Source organism: Pseudomonas sp. HP_12, from assembly GCF_055283955.1.
This window is the reverse complement of sequence record NZ_JBTOQG010000001.1, coordinates 166,972-188,164: the sequence shown is the minus strand read 5'-3', so window position 1 is coordinate 188,164 and position 21,193 is coordinate 166,972. Positions and strand designations below refer to the sequence as shown.

Here is a 21,193-nt window from a genome sequence, read left to right as displayed (position 1 = left end):
GAGCAACGTGCCCTGCAGGTCGGTAAGCCAGCAATTGGCGACGGTCACTGCGCAACTTCTTGCGCATGATGGCGATGGGGAGTCACAGGGAAGTGAGGGGTGTCACAGGGTGTGAAGAGGTCCAGCAGGAATCGGCGGCGTTGCGCCACCGATCCCCATGGCGCCGGATCAGTATTCGGCGTCGGCGTCCGCCAAGTGAGTGTTGAATGCAGGCCGCGTCCCGCCCACTCGCGCAAGGAAATACAGCGCCACACCCACCAGCATCAGCGCCCCGGCACGCAGCCAGGTTTCGGCACTTTGCTGAGTCAGCAGGATCAGGCACGACACGATCGCCAGGACCGGCACCCACGTCGGGACGCGGAAGTGGTCAGCCTCGACGGTGTCCTTGCGCAGGATCAGCACGGCGAGGTTGGTGCTGATAAACACGAACAACAGCAGCAAGACCACCGTCTCCGCCAAGGTTGCCAGTGAGCCGGTCAGGGTCAGGATGATCGCGACCACTGTCGTTGCGACAATGGCCACCCACGGCGTCCGCCGCTCAGGCAGCACGTTAGACAGCGCGTTGGGCAGCAGGCCCTGGCGCGACATGCCATACGCCAGACGGCTGGACATGATCATGGTCAGCAGCGCGCCATTGGCCACGGCCACCAGCGCAATGAAAGCGAATAACTGGGGCGGAATGCCCAGATGCGACGCCTTGACCACTTCCAGCAGCGGTGCCGAGGAATGCACCAGTTGTTCGATAGGCATGACGGTGGCAGCGGCGATGCCGACGCCCATGTAGATGGCCCCGGCGATCAGCAGCGCACCGAACAACGCGCGGGGATAGACCGTGCGCACGTTGCGCACCTCCTCCGCCAGATTGGCCGAGGTTTCGAAGCCCACGAACGAATAAAACGCCAGTAACGCAGCGCCAAGCACGGCGAACGCGGGGTTAACGCCCGCCTTGAATTGCACGGCGCGTGACAGGTCCGCGTCGCCGGAGCGGAAAAACCACACGGCGGCGACAATCACCAGCAACAGGCCCGAGACTTCAATCACCGTCATCACCAGGTTGGCGGACAGCGATTCCTTGATGCCCCGCGCGTTGAGCAAGGCGATGACCACCAGGAAGATCAGCGCCACGACGTGAGGCGGCAGATCGATGAAAGGCGCCATGTAGTCGCCGGCGAACGCCAACGACAGCCCGGCCGCGCTGGTCACCCCGGCGGCGAGCATGCAGAAGCCCACCAGAAACGAGATCAATGGCGACTTGAACGCCTTGCCGGCAAACACGGCAGAAGCGCCGGCGTGGGGATATTTGGTGACGAGTTCGGCGTAAGAGCCCGCAGTGAGCATCGCGAAGCACAGCGCAATGAGCAACGGCACCCAGATCGCGCCGCCCACTTGACCGGCGATGGTCCCGGCCAGGGCGTAGACACCGGCGCCGAGCACGTCTCCAAGAATGAAAAGCAGGAGCATGGGGCCTGTGACCGCGCGTTTGAGTGCTCGGCCTGGCTGAGCAAGTGGTGTCGTCATAGGTTGGCTCCGAATCAGGTGGCTCTTACAGGGCTTGGTTGAAACGTGTGAATCTAAGGGTAACGGGTCCAACCGAGACATAGCCGACTAAACACTTCCCGGCTGAAGCCGATCCTACGGGAATTCGGTGCCGTTGCAGGACCGGCGTTAGCCGGGAATGCGCACTGATGAACGCCACCCCTCTTACTGCTTCACGCCGGCTTCCAGGTCACCGCATCTATCCCCAATCGCTCGGCCTTGGGCTTGGAGAGTTTGATGGCTCTGTCGCTCCGGTATTTGGGGATGTCGGCCACACCGGCGTCCACCGCAGCCCAGTGCCACGCCTCAGCGTTGTCCATTTGCGTGGCGCACACGTAGAACCAGCGTGGCTTGCCATGGAAAAGGTATTCGATGCGGTAGTGTTGGGTATGTTGCATGGTCTTGATCTCGTGCAGGGGTCGATTTCGTTGTTTGATTTCCATCTTGGGTGGACGACTGACTCACCGCAGGCGGGTTGAGCGACAGACTAGGGATCCGCTTGTGGCCCGGCGGATCGACTGTTGGTACCCGGCGGCGAGGGTTGGGTGGGTTGCATGATGTGGGCGCGACCGGCGGGGTCTGCCAACTGCACCGCATCGCCGTGCTGCCAGGCGTCGGCGCCCTTGAGCACCGGCTGGGCCTGAATGTCCGCGCGTTCCGAGCGTTTCTCCCGGGTATCAATACCCATGCGGCGGTTGCGCTGCTCGACCATGGCCGGGTCCGCCTGGCCGTCCGCGGTGAAGCCCATCATCAGTTGGGGCACGCCCAATGGCAGTTGCTTGTCCTGGTCGGTGTGCCAGGTGTGCCAGGTCTTGCCATAGGTATTGGCAAGTTTGGCCATCAAGGCGTGTTCGGCGGTGGCAGGAATACCGGGAGCCACCAGTTGCCCCGACTTCACTTCATGGGCATGGCTGTGCCAGAAGCGCTTCTCGCCATCAGGCAGCTTCTCGAAGAGTTGAGCGCTGATGATGTATTCAATGCCCATCAACTTGGCATCCCGAACATTGCCGTCGTAAATCACGCACTGAATGAACTCTTCACTCAGCACCGAGCAATAGTGATGAGCTTCCATCTGCACGTCAGGATGACCGTTATAAAAATGAAAGCCATCCAGATACGCGTTGAGCGCTTCGATGGGCGGACGCGACTGCAGTGTCGCGGCACCCGCGTCGAGCACGCCGAGGGTTGCGCTGGTCGGCTTGCCGGGAGTTGGCACACTGGATCGAGTGTCATCACCCGCGCACCCACTCAATGCACCACAGGCCAAGGTGACCGATAAGGCCAGTCTCAGGCTGAAACAGGCTAACGTCTTCTCAGGGGATGACCGCATTGAAAGTCTCCATAGTTGAGGCCTCAGGCTTTCAAGGGCGGCTTCGTGCCGCGTTCTAACTGGGCGGGGAACCCATTGATTCAATCAAATGCAAATAAGCCGGGGCAGACAATGCGCCGGTATAAAGTTGACCCTGTGCTGAAGCCGGATGTTCATCCTTAATGTCAACTTTCGGGACGAGCGGCTCAGAGGCGAATTAAGACTGTTAGTTGACGCGTTATATCAATCAAAGAGATGTATTAAGTCCGGCAGCGGCTTCGAATCATTCATTCGGATAGGTGCCGCTTCAGGTCAAATAACAGCCCGCACCGCTAACCCGACACTTATCCAAGCCTCTTAACCATCGAACAGCGCGGCGCACTGGATTAGTTGTCCGTCAGTGACAGTCGACACAATCCGTTAGTTGATATCGGGGAGCCATCATGATTTCCGTCAACGAAAAACCCGGGTAACTTCGCCAGCGATCATGAGCACGTCAGTCGCTCGCCCGCCTCACCGCTTCAGTGCCCGCCCAGTCCACAGGCTCTCCAACGGCAATGCGCTCGGCCTGATCACGCCCCCGCTCAAGCCCTTGCTCGACGGTCGATTCCGACGCCGGCAGCCTGAACAGATGCTCCACCACCCTTTCCCCGTCCGCTGCGTAAACACAGACCAATACTTCGACGAAGTCGCCATTGGCCCGGGCGCGAACTTCCAGCTGACAACCATTTTCCGCCGCCTCGCTGTAGGACTCGTCGGTGAGTGTTAGTTGCACCCAGCCCTGATAGACATCACCACGATTGAACATTAAAAACTCCTGATTGGATTGATAAGTAGCCGTCGCTAGTTGCACTGGCAAAACGCCCCCCGATTGACGCGGGTCACCCGCGAAAACAACGGGATGGGTTCATCGCTCGCTTCGTTAGTTCACCGTGTTTCACGGGGGCCAGTACGCTTGAACATTCATCTGATAGCGAACGTCCAGTAGCAACCACCCAAACAGGCTGGTCCTTACAACCGTTGCAGGGTATGCACCGGCATGGCATGGGCCGGCCTGTCACTTCCAGCCCAACTGCTTCTGGATGTCCCGACGATAAGGGGTGTCGATCTGGGCCGGTACCTGGCGAATGTAATCCCGGGCATGCTCGAGCTTCTCGCCGGTCAGGCTTCGCAGGTACGCCAGGGCGTCCTCGCTCGTTGGCAGGCGACCCTCGCTACGAAAGCGCGGCGGCAGCGCTGTCCAGATCAGCGCATCGATCTGGCGCTCGCTGGCCCACTGCGCCAGCGGCCCGGTTGAAGACGCTTCCACCCGATACACGCCGATGCCGTCCTCCCGTTCTGCAGGGATCTGCTCACGTTCACGCAGCGCACTGCACGCCTGCTCCAATGAATCGGTCGCCAGGACGGACCAGAGCACCCGGCATGGCGGCGCGTTCAGGCAGATGGCCGTGGCCAGCTCGCCGCCATCACCTATCCGCGAGAATTCGACCGGTAACGCCGGCCCGTCCACAAACCACTCACTGGCGAGCGGCAGTGCGTCCGGCTTCCATATCAATGAGCCCCAACCCAAACAGGCTATTACCATCGCTTTTGCATCCTTCCAGGGTGTACATGAAGTTTCTCGACGGCGGGTGTTCTTTCAGCTTCGCCACGCGCCCGTGTGTTGCGCATCTTCCGTTGGGCACGGCAACGCTGAAAAAAGTCATTTTTTTGCACAACGCCAGCGAGCCAGAGCGCCCGGCGTCACAAGCGCTGCAATGGCTATAGAAACCAACCCTGCCGCCGATATCCTCTAACAGTCATAACGTTCTGCAGCGCTGCAAGTTGTGGGGTTCGCCGTTTTTTTCTTTTGCGCGCGTTGGGTTCCTAGTCATGAAATTCCCGTCTTTTGATCGACTGAAAACGCTGATCTGCGTCCAGCGAGACAACACGCGACTGATGGAAGCGCAATACATTGCGCTGTCCAGACAGTTGCCCATGATGTACGTCATCCTGCTGATCAACACCCTCGCCCTCGCGGCCACCCATTACGGCATCGCTCCGCTGTGGCTGACCGTCTACATCCCGCTGTTGCTGACCCTGGTAGGCACCGTACGCGCGGTCCTCTGGTGGCAGAGCCGCAGTCAGACCCTGACCACCGAGCAGATCTTCAAGAAACTGACCCGCACCAATCAGGTGACGGTGGTCATTGCGTTCGGCTTCACGATCTGGGCGCTGCTGCTGTTTCCCTACGGCGATACGTACACCAAGTCCCACGTGGCCTTCTACATGGCGATCACGGTGATCGTCTGCATCTTCTGTCTGATGCACCTGCCTTCTGCAGCGATGATGACCACGGCGGTGGTCAACATCGCCTTCGTGGCGTTTTTCGCCAGCGCCGGCAATGCCACGTACACCGCGATGGCGGCCAATGTCTTTCTCGTCTCGCTGGCGATGATCGTGGTGCTGCAGAACCATTACGGCGAGTTCACCCGGCTGGTGAACATGCAGATACGCACGGAAAAGCTCAGTGATGACAATGAACGGCTGGCCAACGAAGACAGCCTCACCGGCCTGCCCAACAGGCGAAGGTTTTTCAACCTGCTCGACCGTGAACTGAACCACGCCCGGCACGAGGACACGCGACTGGCGGTGGGGATGATCGACCTGGACGGTTTCAAGCCGATCAACGACTCCTATGGCCACGGCGTGGGCGACAAGCTGTTGCGCCAAGTCGGCCAGCGGCTGCGGGCGTTTGCCAGTGAGCAGCTGCATGTGGCTCGCCTGGGCGGCGATGAGTTCGGGCTGATCATCGTCAGGGCCGGTGATGAAAGCGACCTGATCAAACAAGGCCAGTCGCTGTGTCGCACCATGCGCCAGCCGTTCGTGATCGGTGACATTCAGGTCAGCATCAGCGCCTCGATGGGCCTCGTGGTGTTTCCGGACCTGGCGAGCACCTCGACCGAGGCCTATGAGTTCGCCGACTACGCGCTCTATACCAGCAAGCGCGAAACACCCGGCGAGCTGTGCATGTTCTCGCCTGGCCAGCATCAACGCCTCAAGCGCGACATGCTTACCGAGCAGGGCCTGCGCCAGGCCAATGTCGCTGAAGAATTCACCCTGGTGTTCCAGCCGATCGTCGACATCCGAACCTCGCGCACGGTGGCGTTCGAAGCGCTGGCCCGGTGGATGAGCCCGAAGCTGGGCAACGTCGCGCCGGGCCACTTCATCGGTGTGGCCGAGCGGATCGGGCTGATCCACCGCCTGACGCCACCGCTGCTTGAAAAAGCCCTGCACGCGGCGCAGTTGTGGCCGGACGATGTCAGGCTCGCTTTCAACCTGTCGGCCCACGATTGCTCGTCGATGGAGGCAGTTGAACAGTTGATTGAGGTGATCCGTCAGAGCGGTTTCGACGCCTCGCGGCTGGACCTGGAAATCACCGAGACCGCGGTCATCAAAGACCTCGTTCAGGCACAACGGGCGATCAACGCGTTTCGTGAACTGGGCTGCGGTATTTCCCTGGACGACTTCGGCACCGGATATTCAAGCCTCAGCCAGCTCCACGCCCTGCCGCTGACCAAGCTGAAAATCGACCGCTCGTTCATCACCGACATTCATCAGAACGCTGCGAGTTTCAAGATCGTCAAATCACTGTTGGCCCTGAGCCAGGACATGGAGTTGCAATGCGTCAGCGAAGGTGTTGAAACCGATGCAGAGCTGGAAGCGTTGCGGACCCTGGGCTGCACGCTGGTGCAGGGTTACCTGTTCTCACGGCCGATGCCCCTTGAGCAGACCCTGGAGTGGATCGGCTCAACGTCGAGCGCGCCTGCGGCGGCGGTCGTTCTGTGAAGGTGTTCCGGGGAGAGAACAGCGGCGCTTATCGCCGCTGAGAGGATGGCAACGAACGTTGCCGATCAGACGCTGTGCTGGACTTTCATCATGGCCAGGCCAATGAAGCGTCGCGAGTGTTCCTGAAAATCGCGGACCTGGGCGGCGAACTGCTCTTCGCGGGCGTCCTGGTGGCGCGTGCTGAAACAGGTGGCAACGTCGGCGATGACCTGCGTCGTGTCGTTGAGGGTCTGGTGCAGCGTGCCCAGAATACCGACCGCATTGCGATTTGAAATGGTTACTTCTCGGTGATTGCCGGGGAGCGTCCTGCCCGCAGACGGCTGCTCGTCCGCATCCAGTCTGTCCGCAGTGCCCGCCAGGGCGTTGCCGGAGAATAGGTAATGCATGTCAACGCCAGCATCACAGACGCGCTGAAGATAATCGGCCTTGGGTGATCGATGGCCACTTTCGTAGTGACCCTGGGCGTTAGGTTCGACGCCGCCAATTCTGGCGAACGCAATTTGCGTCAGACCAAGCCGTTTGCGTTCTTTTCTCAATCGCGTTCCAAGCTTTTCCATGAGCAAACTCCTGCTGAATTCACGCCACACGATGGAGCGGTGGGTGCAATGGGGGGCTGGAGTGCGAGCTTCCTGGGTTAGCGAAATAGCCTCGTACGGTGGGGACCCACCACTTTACAGTGTTTGCAACATTCGCGAACAAGTATTTCAGTTCTTCAGCCTTTACAACGAGCCAAAGAGGTACTTAGCCAGTTTGATTATGTCCATATGAATAGCACTGGGGACGTTGCAGGTGGGGTAGATGTTTATCCCGCCAACAGCCGCATTTAACGCTTGAGAGGGTTTAAATGGCACCGGACGACGGGTTAATTGGCGACCCACGCGATGTGGGTGCATTAGCGCAGTTGCGCCAAAGATAACTAATTCGTTTGAATACGATAAACATTCAAACGAGGTAAACCTGCCTTCGCGCACTGTTTAAAAATGGGTCTTGGATTGAAACATGTTTTAGGCAAGGTCAACGACAGGCCACTGCCTCCAGCATTTACCTCCAATTGAGAACATTTCCCGAAATCGGCCGACGATCGGTAGCGCTGTCAGACTTACTTAAAAAGATCTTTTAAAACAGCAGCTTGTGGCCATATTTTTGTAATCCTAAGATGATCGTCAAACAATTTCCTATTGAAATCGGATGGATCCACTCTAAATTTGTGCAAAACGGCTTTCACCCAAACAAGAAAAGAAGTTGCGCCTGGCTCTATGAGTGGGGCGGCTGGTATGACACGCCATTAACCGCGTTGTTGTAGTGCTAAAAGCGAAGAAAGGGACTGTCACATGGATAATATTGTTGTAGCCAACAAAGCAACGTCTGAACTCACTGCCAACACCTGGGGAGATCTTTCACTCAACTCACCGTCCGTTGTTCAAATGCCCGTCCCACCCAGCCAAGTTGCTTCGGTCTCCCGTAACGGGCAAGACCTTGTGGTGAATTTGAAAAATGGCGAACACATCAAAGTCGCCAACTTTTTCAACACCGCGCCTGACGGTCCCAACAGCGACATGGTGTTCCAGGGCGAAGACGGCACGCTTTGGCAGGCGCAGTACGACACCCAGTCCTTCAACGGTTTCACATTCGACGAAGTCGATTCCCTCGACCAGCTCATCGCCGACGCCGGCGTAGTAAGCGGTTCGACCCCTACGTTTGCGATTGCCGGGCTCGGCCTGTTGGGCGCCGGCGGTGCGGCCGCCGCTGGCGTTGGCGGCGGCGGTGGTGGGGGTGGCGGCGGTGGTGCTCCCGCTGACACCTCCGCGCCCCTGGCGCCGGGCAACTTGCTCGTCAGTGCAGATGGCACTCTGCTGACCGGCACCAGTGAAGCCGGCGCGACCATTCAGGTGCGCAACAACGCGGGAGCCCTGCTCGGCAGCGGTGTCGTGGCGCCGGACGGGACGTTCAGTGTGACCCTGAACCCGCCGCAAACCAGCGGCCAGCCACTGGCGGTCAGCGCCACCGACCCCGCAGGCAACGTTTCACCGACCACCCAGGCGCCAACGCCCGACACCGGCGGTGATCAGCCTGGGCCAGATACCACGGCTCCCGGCGCTCCGGCCAATCTGGCGGTCAACCCCACCGGCAGCGTGCTGACCGGCACCGGCGAAGCGGGCGCGACCGTTCAGGTGCGTGCCGCCGACGGCACCCTGCTGGGCAGCGGCGTTGTAGCGGCAGACGGAACCTTCAGCCTCACCCTGAGCCCGGCGCAAACCGACGGCCAGTCGCTGACCGTGACAGCCACCGACGCCGCCGGCAATATCTCCGCGCCGGCTCAAGCGCTGGCACCGGACATCGATGTCACTCCGCCAGGCGACACCACGCCGCCCGATGCGCCGGCCAACCTCGCCGTCAGTGCCAACGGCACCCGGCTGACCGGTTCCGGCGAAGCGGGCGCGACCGTTCAGGTGCGTGCCGCCGACGGCACCCTGCTGGGCAGCGGCGTCGTCGCAGCTGATGGCACCTTCAGCCTCACCCTCAGTCCGGCGCAAACCGACGGCCAGTCGCTGACCGTGACGGCGACCGACGCCGCCGGTAACGTCTCGGCGCCGTCTCAAGCGACCGCACCGGACATCGACGTTCCACCGGTCGACACCACCGCGCCCAATGCCCCGGGCAATCTCGTGGTCAGCGCGGACGGCACGCGCATCAACGGCTCCGGCGAAGCGGGCGCGACCATTCAGGTGCGTGCCGCCGATGGCACCCTGCTGGGCAGCGGCACGGTCGGCGCAGACGGCACGTTCAGCCTCGGCCTCACTCCGCCTCAAACCGACGGTCAGTCGCTGACCGTCAATGCGATCGATGCCGCAGGCAATGTCTCCCAACCTGCTCAGGCCCAGGCGCCGGACATCGACGTCACTCCGCCTGGCGGGGATGTCACGCCGCCGGATGCACCTACCGGCATTGCCATCAGTGGCAACGGCGCGATCGTCAGCGGCCGTGGCGAAGCCGGCAGCACCGCGAGCGTCATCGATGCCAACGGCAATGTCATCGGGACGGCCGTTGTGGGCACCGACGGGCTGTTCAATATCACCCTGAACGCGCCGCAAACTGCCGGTCAGTCGCTGCAGGTCACCCTCACCGACGCCGCCGGCAATACCTCGCCTAACGTGCCACTGCAAGCACCGGACACCACGCCGCCAGCGGCGCCCTCGGATTTCGTCCTGTCGGCTGACGGCCTGATCCTCACCGGTCGTGCCGAAGCCGGCTCTCGCGTCCTTGTGCGCGATGCGTCGGGTGCGGTCATCGGTGCCACTCGCGCCGGCCTTGACGGCACGTTCAGCGTGACCCTCGACACCGCGCAGACCAACGGCGAAAAACTCAACGTCATTGCCACGGATGCGGCCGGCAACTCTGCCTCGGCCGAGCTGACCGCGGCCGACACAACGCCACCCGCCCAGGTCACCGATGTGGTGATCAGCTCCGACGGCACCCAGGTGTCAGGCAAAGGCGAAGCCGGCGCGACGGTCACCCTCCTCGACGCCACCGGCGCCGCAATCGGCACTGTGGTGGTCGGCGCCAACGGCACCTTCTCCACAACCCTGACGCCGCCGGTCAACCCCGGTGATCAGGTGCAGGTCACCCAGACCGACGCCGCAGGCCTGCCGTCCCCCGTGCTGGTGGTCACGGCGCCTGACGCCAGTGGGCCGGCGACGCCTTCCGGGCTGGTCATCAACGCCGACGGCACCCAGCTGACCGGTACCGCAAGCGCCGGATCGCTGGTCCAGGTGCGCGATGCCAACGGCGTGCTGCTCGGCAGTGCAACGGTTGGCAGCAACGGCAGCTTCACCGTCGTGCTCAATCCGGCCCAGGCCAACGGCGAAGTGCTCGATGTGGTCGCGGTGGACGGTCAGGGCGAAAGCTCGGTCACCGTTCCCGTCACCGCGCCCGACATCACCGGTCCTTCCGCCGCCACTGATCTCGCGGTGGCCAACAACGGACTGACCCTGACCGGCCGCGGCGAACCGGGGTCGACCGTTTCAGTGCGCGACGCCCAGGGCAATGTCATCGGCACCGGCGTAACGTCGGCGACCGGCAACTTCAGCGTCACCCTTGCTTCCGCTCAAACCAATGGTCAGGCGCTGCAGGTGGTCCTGAGCGACGCCGCCGGGAACCCGTCCCTGGCGACGCCGGTCACCGCGCCGGATCTGGATGGCCCGCTGCAACCGTCGGCCATCAGCATCGATGCCAGCGGCACCACGCTGACGGGCACCGGTGAGGCCGGGTCGACGATCACCGTCACCGACGTCAACGGCAACGTGCTCGGCACCGCCGTTGCGTCTGCGAACGGCCAGTTCAGCGTGATCTTGAACAGCCCGCAGAACAACGGCCAGACCCTGCTGATTGGCGCCAGCGACAGCAGTGGCAACCCGGCCTCGCCCGTGAGCTTTGTCACGCCCGACACCCAAGCGCCGGCCGCACTGACCGGCGTTGCCCTCGACGGCGCCGGGCTGATTCTCACCGGCACCGGTGAAGCCGGTGCAACCGTGACGGTGCGTGATGCGGGCGGGAACATCATCGGCACCGGCCAGGCCGGCGCCGATGGCCGCTTTACCCTGACCCTGACAGCGGCGCAAACCGATGGTCAGCTGTTGCAAGTCACCCAGGCCGACAGCGCGGGCAACCAGTCGCTGCCGGTCCCGGTCACTGCGCCGGACCTTAGCGCACCGGCACCGGTGACCAACCTCGATCTGTCGGCCAACGGGTTGATCGTCACTGGTAACGGCCAGATCGGCGCCACTGTCACCGTCAAGGACGCCCTCGGCGCGACCCTCGGCAGTGCCGTGGTGGGCAGTGACGGACGCTTTGAAGTCACCCTGTCCAACGCGCAGATCAACGGCCAGGCACTCAACGTCTCGCAAGTGGATGGCTCGGCCCTGGCGTCTCCGACGGTGCAACTGCAGGCAGCGGACATCCAGGCGCCCGACGCCCCGACCGGCCTCACCCTGAGCGCTAACGGCCTGACGCTGAGCGGCCAGGGCGAACCCGGCGCGACGGTCAACGTGCGGGATGCCAACGGCACGCTGCTGGGCACCGCGACGGCCAATGCCGTGACCGGTCGATTTGACGTCACGCTCAATACGGCCCAGGTCGACGGCCAGGTGCTGTTGGTCAAACAGACCGACGCGGCGGGGATCCTCTCGCCCGCGGCCTCTTTGACCGCACCTGACACCACCGCGCCCGACGCGCCGACTGGCATCACCATCAGCAATGACGGCCTGACCGTGTCCGGCACAGGCGTTGCCGGCGATACCGTTCAAGTGCGCGATGCCAGCGGGACCCTGCTGGGCTCCGCCACCGTCGCCAGCAACGGCAGCTTTGCGCTGACCCTGAGTCCGGCGCAGCTGGACGGACAGGTGCTGAGCGTCACCCAGACCGACGCCAGCACCCTGCCCTCGCCGCCCGCGTCTGTCACGGCGCCCGACATCACGGCACCTCCTGCGGTCATCGACCTCACGCTCGACGGCAATGGCGTGCTGACCGGCACCACCGTGCCCGGCGGTTCGGTGAAAATCCTCGATGCCAACGGCATTCTGATCGGCAACGCCACCGCCGGACCTGACGGCACGTTCACGTATACCCTTCAGTCCGTCCTGAGAAACGGCGAGACGGTGCAAGTGGTCGCCACCGATGGCACCAACGACGCCCTGGCGACCCAAGTGCTCGCCCCCGACACCACCAGGCCGGTCGACGTGACCAACCTGGCGATCAGCCCCGACGGCGCGAGCGTCTCCGGCGTCGGCGAGCCCGGCACCACCGTTACCGTTCGCGGGCCGGGCAATGTGCTGCTCGGCACCGGCACCGTCGGCCAGGATGGCGCATTCGTCATCGGCCTCAATCCGCCTGCCGCCATCAACACCAACGTCGACGTCATCAGCACCGACGCCAGCGGCAACGCGTCCAACCCGGTTATCCTCCCAGGGCCGGACGGCACGCAGCTGGCGACTCCCAGCGACCTGGCCGTCAGCAGCGACGGTTTCATTCTCACCGGCGCCGCCACTGCGGGAAGCACGGTCAACATCCTCGACAGCAACGGCGTCAGCCTGGGCAGCGGCAGGGTCAACAGCCTCGGCCGCTTCAGCATCCTGATGCGTTTCGCCCAACTGAATGCGCAGACCTTGCACGTCGTCGCCACCGATGACGCAGGGCACACTTCGGTCACCGCGCTGGTGGTCGCCAACGACCTGACGGCACCCGAAGCCCCGGCCGGGCTGACCATCAACGCCGATGGCAGCTCTGTCACCGGGCGCGGTGAAGCCGGTGCCACGGTGACCATTACAAACAGTGGCGGCACGGTGCTGGGTTCCGGGGTCGTCGCGAGCAACGGCGTCTTCACCATCGCGCTGACCCCGTCCCAGCTGGATTCGCAACCCCTGACGGCGACCCAGGTCGATCAGGCGGGCAACGTTTCCCAGGCCGGCAGCATCATCGCGCCGGACCTGACGGCGCCCGACGCCGCCACGGGTCTGACCATCAACAACGTCGGCACCGTGGTCAATGGCCTCGGCGAGGCTGGGGCGACGGTGACGATCCGCGACGCCGCGGGCAACATCCTCGCCACGGGGCTGGTCAATCAGAGTGGCCAGTTCCAGGTCACTCTGCCAAACGCCGTCACCACTGGCGCGGCGCTGACCGTAACCCTGACCGACGCGGCGGGCAACGTCTCGGCCGGCACTGCCCTGGCGACGGTGGACACCACTCCGCCGGCCCTGCCACAGAACCTGTTGATCAGCGCCAACGGCAGCACGCTTACCGGCACCGGCGAGGCCGGTGCAACGGTGAAAGTCCTCGACGCCAGCGGCACGCTGCTGGGCACCGCGCTGGTGGCAACTGACGGCACCTTCACCGTGACCCTCGCGCCTGCGCCCAACAACGGCCAGGCTCTGGACATCAGCCAGACCGACCCGAGCGGCAACGTCTCGCCGTCGGCGAACCTCACGGCGCCGGACATCACTCCGCCTGCCGCCCTCACCCAGGTGTCGGTGAACGCCGACGGCCTGACGGTGATTGGCCGTGGCGAACCTGGCGCAACGGTATCGGTGCGCACGTCCGGGGGTGCCCTTCTGGGCACGGCGCTGGTGGCCGCCAATGGCGCGTTCAGCGTCACGCTGAGCACCGCGCAGATCAACGCCGAAGTCTTGACCGTCACCCAGGAACACCCGCCCGGCAACGTGTCGACGGCGGTCAATGTGACGTCCGTGGACCTCACTGCGCCGGACAGCCCGACCGCCCTGCTGCTCAGCGGCAGCGGCGTGCAACTGGCGGGGAACGCCGAAGCCGGCAGCACCGTCATTGTCCGCGATGCGTCCGGCAACGTGCTCGGTTCAGGCGTCGCCGGGGCCAACGGCGTGTTCCAGGTCACTCTGTCCAGCCCGCAACTCAACGGCCAAAACCTGAGCGTCACCTCCACCGACGCGGCGGGTAATGTCTCGGTGCCCGCGGCTTATCAAGCCGCCGACACCACCGCGCCCTCGGCTGCCAGCAACCTGGCCGTCAGCGCCGATGGCCTGACCCTGGGCGGGACCGGCGAGGCCGGGGCAACGGTGGTCGTGCGCGATGCCAATGGCAACGCGCTGGGCACCGCGACTGTGGCGACCAATGGCAGCTTTACCGTCGGGCTGAACCCGGCGGCGACCGCTGGCTCTACCCTGATCGTGATTCAGACCGACGCCGCCGGCAATCCTTCCGATGCCAGCACGGTGGTAGCCCCCGGCAATCTCGCGGAACCTGCGCCAATCAATCTGGCCCTCAGCGCCGACGGCCTGACCCTGAGCGGCACCGCCAACGCCGGCAGCACGGTCAGCATCCGTACCGCCTCCGGTGTGCTGCTGGGCACGGCGCTGGTCAACGGCGACGGCACATTCAGTGCGCAGCTCAATGCCGCGCAACTCAACGGTGAGTCGCTCTCGGCCATCGCCACGTCCAGCGACGGCATCAATTCGCTGTCCACCGGTTACCTGGCGGCGGATGTCACCGCGCCCGGGCAGCTCACCGAGCTGGTGCTCAATACCAACGGCGTCACCCTGACCGGCCACGGCGAAGTGGGCGCAACGGTGACGGTGCTGGGCGCTGGCGGGGTCATCCTCGGCACCGGGCAAGTGGGCGTCGACGGCAACTTCTCGCTGACGCTGAACGCGCCGCAGATTGCCGGTCAATCCCTGAGCGTCAGCCAGACCGACGTCGCGGGTAATGAATCAGTCAGCATCGCGCTGACCGCCCGAGACCTGATTGCCCCGAATGCGCCGCTCGCCCTGGCGGTGACGCCAGACGGCGCGGTGCTGTCGGGCACCGGTGAACCGGGTGCCACGGTCAGTGTGTTCAATGCCAGCGGCGCCCTGATCGGTTCCGGCAGCGTGCGCATCGACGGCACCTTCCAGCTCACCCTGACCAACCCGCAAGCCAACGGCGAACTGCTGGCGGTCACCCTGACCGATGCGGCCGGGAATACGTCCCTGCCCGCCGACCTGACCTCGGTCGACACCACGGCGCCGCTCGCCCTGACCCAGCTGAACATTTCCAGCGATGGCGCGACGCTGACCGGCCGCGGTGAAGCCGGGGCGTTTGTCACGGTGACCAACAACCTCGGTGCCCTGCTGGGCACGGCAACAGTGGGCAGCACCGGGGCGTTTACCCTGGTGTTGGTCCCGGCGCTGTCCAATGCCGAAGTGCTGACGCTGGTGCAACGGGATGCCGCCGGCAACGTGTCGCCCCAGGCCAGCCTGACCACGCCGGACTTCACGCCGCCCGAACAGCTCGACAACGTGCGCATCAACGCAGCCGGCGCGGTGATTACCGGTACCGGTGAAGCCGGCGCCACTGTCACCGTCCGTGATGCCAGCGGCACCCTGCTCGGCTTAACGCTGGTGCTGACCGATGGCACGTTCAGCGTCACCCTCTCCACCCCGCAGATCAACAACCAGGTACTGAGCGTTCAGCAGGCCGATCCGCCCGGCAACGTCAGCGTGCCCGCGACGGTGATCGCTCCGGATTTGACCCCCCCGACGGTCGCCACCAACCTGCAGTTCAATGCCTCCGGCAGTGTTCTCAGCGGCAGCGGCGAAGCGGGCGCGGTGGTGCGCATTACCCTGGCCGATGGCACGCAAGTGGGCACCGGCACCGTGGGTGTCGATGGCAAATTCCTGATCACCTTGAACCAGCCTCAGAACGACGGTCAGCCCGTATTCGTCGTGCTCACCGACGCGGCCACCAATGCCTCGGCAGCCGGCTCCGTCGCCTCACCTGACCTGACACCGCCCGCAGCGGTCACCAACGTGCAAATCGATAACACGGGCGTGGTGGTCAGCGGTCGCGGTGAAGCAGGCGCCAGCCTGTTGATCACCGATGCCGCCGGCAACATTGTCGGCACAGGCGTGGTCGGCGTGGACGGCAATTTCGCGGTGTCGCTGTCGGTACCGCAAATTAATGGCGAGCTGCTGTCGGTGGTGCAACGGGATGCTGCGGGCAATCCGTCCGCCGGCGCCCCGGTAACGGCACCGGACACCACGCCCCCGGCGCTGCCGGTGGTGACCGCGCTGAGTGCCAACGGCCTGACGCTGACCGGCACCGGTGAAGCGGGCGCGACGGTCAAAGTGACCAGCGCGACCGGCGCCAGCCTCGGCAGCGCCACTGTGCTGGCCGACGGGACATTCAGCGTCGCGCTGAGCCCTGCCCAACTGAACGGCGAGAAGCTCAACCTGACCCAGACCGACGCGGCGACCAACGTCTCCGGCACCGTGGTCTATCAGGTTGCCGACGTGACCGATCCGGCTGCGGTGACCAACCTTTCGGTCAGCCAGGACGGGCTGACGCTGAGCGGACGCGGCGAACCCGGTGCTTCGGTGAGCGTTTCGCTGACCGGCGCAAGCGCGGGCACGCCTGCGCTGGGCACGGCCATCGTGCTCGCGGACGGCACGTTCAGCGTTTCGCTGTCGACTGCGCAGCTCAACGGTCAGTCGTTGTCGGTGGTGCAAGTCGACGCAGCGCTGAACGATTCGGCGCCGGTTCCCGTCGTCGCGCCGGACATCACGCCACCCGCAGTGCCGGTGTTCACCTCGCTCACCGGCAACGGCACGATCCTGCAAGGCACGGCCGAAGCCAACAGCACGGTGACCGTGCGGTCCGCCGACGGCACGTTGCTGGGCACCACGCAGACCGACGCCGGTGGACGTTACGAGGTCGGGCTGAATCCTGCGCAAACCAACGGGCAAGTCATCTCCATTACGACAACGGACGCGGCCAACAACGCTTCCGCGCCGCTGGTTTACACCGTGCCGGACACTCAGGCGCCTGATCCTGTCAGCAACCTGACGATCAGTGCCGATTACCTGCTGTTGGCAGGTCGCGGTGAAGCGGGCGCGACAGTGACCGTCAAAAACTCCCTGGGTATCACGCTCGGCATCGGACAGGTGGCTGCCAATGGCACGTTTGTGGTGGGCCTGCCTGCCGGCATCAGTGCCAACGACGTCCTCACGGTCGGTCAGGCGGACGCCAGCGGCAACGCCTCCGGGACCCTCGGCCTTACGGTCCCCGTGACCCCTCCACCGAATGCACCAACCAATCTGCTGGTCAGCGCCGACGGACTGACGGTCACAGGCAGCGCCGCAACGGGCACCACCATCACGGTGTACAGCGCAACGGGCGTTGTGCTCGGGACGGCGGCTACCAATGCGGGCGGCACCTTTAGCGTCACACTCAATACCGCGCAAACCAACGGCGAAAGCCTGGGCGTGACGGCCAGCACCGGGGCGGGCGGCGCATCCTTGCCGGCTGCAGTGCTGGCGGCCGACTCAACGCCGCCGGCGGCGCTCGCCGACCTTGCAGTCAATGCAACCGGCACCTTGGTGACCGGTCGTGGCGAAGCCGGGGCGACGGTGACCATCACCACTTCCGACGGCGTCACCCTTGGCACTGCGCTGGTCAATGCCGGCGGCACCTTTGGCGTCCTGTTGAGCCCGGCGCAAGCCAACGGTCAGATCCTCAACGCCTATCAGACCGACACCGCGGGCTTGCCGTCGGCCGTCCTGCCGGTCACTGCGCCCGACATCACCGCGCCCAACGCACCGGTGTCGCTGGTTCTCAATGGCGCCGGCACCGTGCTGAGCGGGATTGGCGAAGCCGGCGCGACAGTGACCGTGCGCAGCAGCCTCGGCGTCGTCCTCGGGACGGCAACCGTCGCCCTGGACGGCACGTTCAACGCCAACCTGTCGGCGGCGCAACTCAATGGCCAAGTGCTGACGGTGAGTCAGCGTGACGTCGCAGGCAACATCTCGGTGCTCGCCAATGTGGCTGCCGTCGACACCACGCCGCCTGCTGCGCTGACCAATGTGGCGCTGAATGTCGCGGGCCTGCAGGTCTCCGGTTTCGGCGAGGCCGGCGCAACCGTGCGCGTGACCAACGCAGCCAACACCGTGCTCGGCACGGCAGTGGTCAATGCGGCGGGCGGGTTTGTCGTCTCGCTCTCCAGCGCGCAGTTGAATGGTCAGGTGCTGAGCGTCCAGCAAGTGGACGCGGCGAGTAACGTCTCGGCCGTCACGACGGTTAATGCCCTCGACCTTCAGGCGCCGAATGCACCGTCCGCTTTGTTGTTGGCCGGCAACGGCCTGACCCTCACCGGCAGCGGTGAAGCCGGCGCGACGGTCAACGTGCTCAACGCCGGCGGTACGCTGCTGGGGACCACCACTGTAGGCCTTGGCGGGACGTTCAACGTCACCCTGAATGCTGCGCAACTGGACGGCCAGGCGCTGACGGTGCGTCAGGTCGACGTCGCCGGCAACGTGTCGGCTGCCGGCAGCCTTCTGGCACCGGACATCACGGCGCCGGGCGCACCTACAGCGGTGACCGTGAATGCCAGCGGTTCTGTGGTGACCGGGACCGGTGTCGCCGGTTCGACGGTGACCGTGCGCAATGCGCTGGGGGCTGTGCTCGGCACCACAACAGTGGCCGCCAACGGCAGCTTCACGGTGGCACTGAATGCCGCGCAGATCGATAACCAGGTGCTGAGCATCACTCAGGCGGATGCCGCCGGGAATGTGTCGGTGGCCGCCAGCGCTATCGCACCTGACCTGACGCCGCCTGCGGCACCGGGTGCGCTGCTGGTCAGTGTCGATGGCCTGACGGTCAGCGGCACCGGGGAAGTCGGTTCGACGGTGCAGATCAAATCCACCGGCGGCGCGGTGCTCGGGACGGGCACCGTCGGGGCCACGGGACTGTTCAGCGTCACCCTCGCCCCTGCGCAGATCAATGGGGAAACCCTGCTGGTCAGCCTCACCGACATCAAGGGCAACCTCTCGGTGGTGGCCAACGTCACCGCGCCGGACATCGACGTCAATACCCCGGTCATCGCCAGTGACAACCTCGCCACGGCGTCGGTCACGCTGGTACCGGTGAAGACCACGCAGAATTTTGCGGACTCTTTCACCACGCTGCTTGCCGGGTTCTCCAAGGCGTTTGTGTTCACGGTCAACAGCGGCACCAGCCTTGATCCGACCCTGACGCTGACCACCGGCAGTGCGGTGTCCTTGCTCGACGGCGTGGTCTACACGCTGCAAGTGAAGAACGCCAGCGGCAATTGGGTCACGCTGGACGTCAACGGCAACGGCGGTCTGATCGACCTCGTGGCCCTGACCGGCCAGGGCGTGCGGGTGAACATCGGTGATTTGCTGGGTGGCGATTACCGGCTGGTCGTGTCGAGCACCGGCATCGGCGTGGTGACCAACGTCACCACCCAGCTGCAGCTGGACGTGACCAGCCTGACCCAGTTCAACGGGGTAGCCGGTGCCGCCGTGACCGGCAACGTCATCACCAACCCGGGGGTTGACGGCCAGGCGGACGTGACCGGCCCGGACAACGGCGCGGTGTTGCAGGTGCTGAAAAACGGCAGCTACGTCACGGCCAGCGCGGGCACCACGGTGCAAGGCCTGTACGGCACGCTGACCATCGACGCCAGTGGCAACTACAGCTACACGCCGAGCGGCGCGGTCACCAGCGTCGGCAAAGTGGATGTCTTCAGTTATCAGCTGGTGCACCCGAACGGCCTCAGCGACACGGCCAATCTGTACGTGCGCATCGACAGCCCGCAGGCCACCGAGGTGTGGAGCGACAGCAGCCTGGCCAGCCCGGCGCTCCTGGTCGACGCCACCAACGACATCGCGGTCAGCGACATCACCCTGGTCAACAAGGAGGTCATCACCAACTCGACGCTGGGCAGCTTCAGCGTACCGCTGGCCGGCACCGGCAACGGCTCGTGGACCACCAGTGTGGCGGCCGGCACCGTCACGGACCTTACGGTGGTCGTCAACTCGAGCAACCTGCTGAGTCTGCTCGGGTCAATGACCGTCGGCCTGTACAAGCTCAACACCACGACCAACCAGTACGTGCTGGTGAAAAGCTACGGCGGCAATGCGCTGTTGAACCTGGGCAGTGGCAACTACGGCATCCGTTTCGACGATCAGACCGCCGGCAGCTATCAGGTAAAAATCAGCACGGGCGGCGTCGGCCTGTTGAGCACGGTGAACGCCAGTCTGATCAACGACGCCACCTACACCAATCAATTCGTGGTCAGCAGCTACACGCCGGTGGCGGGCAATCTGCTCACCGACACCGCCGGCGGCGGCGCTGATGTGCTGGGCTCGGCGTACACCGTGCTCAATGTGCTGGCGGCCGGCAATTACGTGGCGCCGGGCTACAACGGCACCACGATTGTCGGCACCTATGGCTCGTTGCTGGTGCAGGCCGACGGGCGCTACACCTACACGCTGACGCCGGGGCAGACGGATGCGGTCATCGGCCATGAGGACGTGTTCACTTACCAGCTCAAGCACCCCAACGGCACCACCGACACGGCGACGCTGACCATTGATCTGGAACAGGCCGGTGCCGCCGTCACTACCTCGTTCGCGGCGCTGTCTACCGTGGCGAACGTCGATGATCACAGCGCTACGGCCGTGGCCACCACCGGTGCCGAGCTGATTCAAGGCACGGCGGGCAACGATACGCTGGACGGGTCCCACGGCGGCGCGGTCACCCTGCAAGGCGGCGCCGGCAACGACACGCTGATCATCGCCGACCAGCATTTCGCCTCGGTCGATGGCGGTACGGGCACCGACACCCTGCTCTGGGCCGGGGGCGATGCGACCATCAACCTGGGCGATCTGCAGAGCCGGATCCACAACATCGAGGTGCTGGACCTGAACCACAGCAGTGCCGTCGCGCTGACCATCAGCCTGGCGGACCTGGTCTCCATTACCTCGGCCGACAACAACACATTGATCATCAAGGGGGGCAGCGAGGACACCGTGCACATGACCAACACCTGGGTCGCCGGCGGTGCGCAACAGGCCGATGGCGTCGATTACACCCAGTACACGCCGCAGGAAGATCCAACCCATCATCTGTGGGTGCAGAACGGTATTCACGTCGTTTGATCAGCCCGCCGTCTGGCGCTGCCAGCGGCGGGGTTCAACCGGCCGATCAATGCGC

Annotated in this window: 8 protein-coding genes; 2 read left to right on the top strand and 6 right to left on the bottom strand. The window is 64.3% G+C overall.

Annotation, left to right across the window (positions count from 1 at the left end; genetic code table 11):
• Positions 1-168: 168 nt before the first annotated feature.
• The 5 genes from ACYASU_RS00825 to ACYASU_RS00805 form a co-directional block, all read right to left on the bottom strand.
• Positions 169-1,518, bottom strand: a complete 1,350-nt coding sequence (locus ACYASU_RS00825) for an APC family permease (RefSeq protein WP_463581605.1) — start codon at positions 1,516-1,518, stop codon at positions 169-171.
• 191 nt (positions 1,519-1,709) lie between these two features.
• A complete protein-coding gene (locus ACYASU_RS00820) occupies positions 1,710-1,934 on the bottom strand; it encodes a DUF6555 family protein (RefSeq protein WP_282373075.1) in 225 nt (74 codons plus the stop codon).
• 89 nt (positions 1,935-2,023) lie between these two features.
• The gene (locus ACYASU_RS00815; protein ID WP_463581604.1) at positions 2,024-2,866 is read right to left on the bottom strand and encodes an OBAP family protein; all 843 of its coding nucleotides are present in this window, start codon (positions 2,864-2,866) and stop codon (positions 2,024-2,026) included.
• A gap of 475 nt (positions 2,867-3,341) precedes the next feature.
• Positions 3,342-3,653, bottom strand: a complete 312-nt coding sequence (locus tag ACYASU_RS00810; RefSeq protein ID WP_282373073.1) for a hypothetical protein — start codon at positions 3,651-3,653, stop codon at positions 3,342-3,344.
• A 249-nt stretch (positions 3,654-3,902) separates the two neighbouring features.
• Positions 3,903-4,430, bottom strand: a complete 528-nt coding sequence (locus ACYASU_RS00805; protein ID WP_463581603.1) for a hypothetical protein — start codon at positions 4,428-4,430, stop codon at positions 3,903-3,905.
• Between the two features lie 287 nt (positions 4,431-4,717).
• Here ACYASU_RS00805 and ACYASU_RS00800 point away from each other — a divergent pair, with 287 nt between their 5' ends.
• On the top strand, positions 4,718-6,673 hold the full coding sequence (locus ACYASU_RS00800) for a putative bifunctional diguanylate cyclase/phosphodiesterase (RefSeq protein ID WP_346628233.1): 1,956 nt from the start codon (positions 4,718-4,720) through the stop codon (positions 6,671-6,673).
• A 65-nt stretch (positions 6,674-6,738) separates the two neighbouring features.
• Here ACYASU_RS00800 and ACYASU_RS00795 read toward each other — a convergent pair whose 3' ends face one another.
• A complete protein-coding gene (locus tag ACYASU_RS00795) occupies positions 6,739-7,230 on the bottom strand; it encodes a helix-turn-helix domain-containing protein (protein ID WP_463581602.1) in 492 nt (163 codons plus the stop codon).
• A 774-nt stretch (positions 7,231-8,004) separates the two neighbouring features.
• Between ACYASU_RS00795 and ACYASU_RS00790 the strand changes: the two genes are divergently transcribed.
• Positions 8,005-21,138, top strand: coding sequence for a BapA/Bap/LapF family large adhesin (locus ACYASU_RS00790; RefSeq protein WP_463581601.1), 13,134 nt, complete (start codon positions 8,005-8,007; stop codon positions 21,136-21,138).
• The last annotated feature ends 55 nt before the right edge of the window (positions 21,139-21,193 follow it).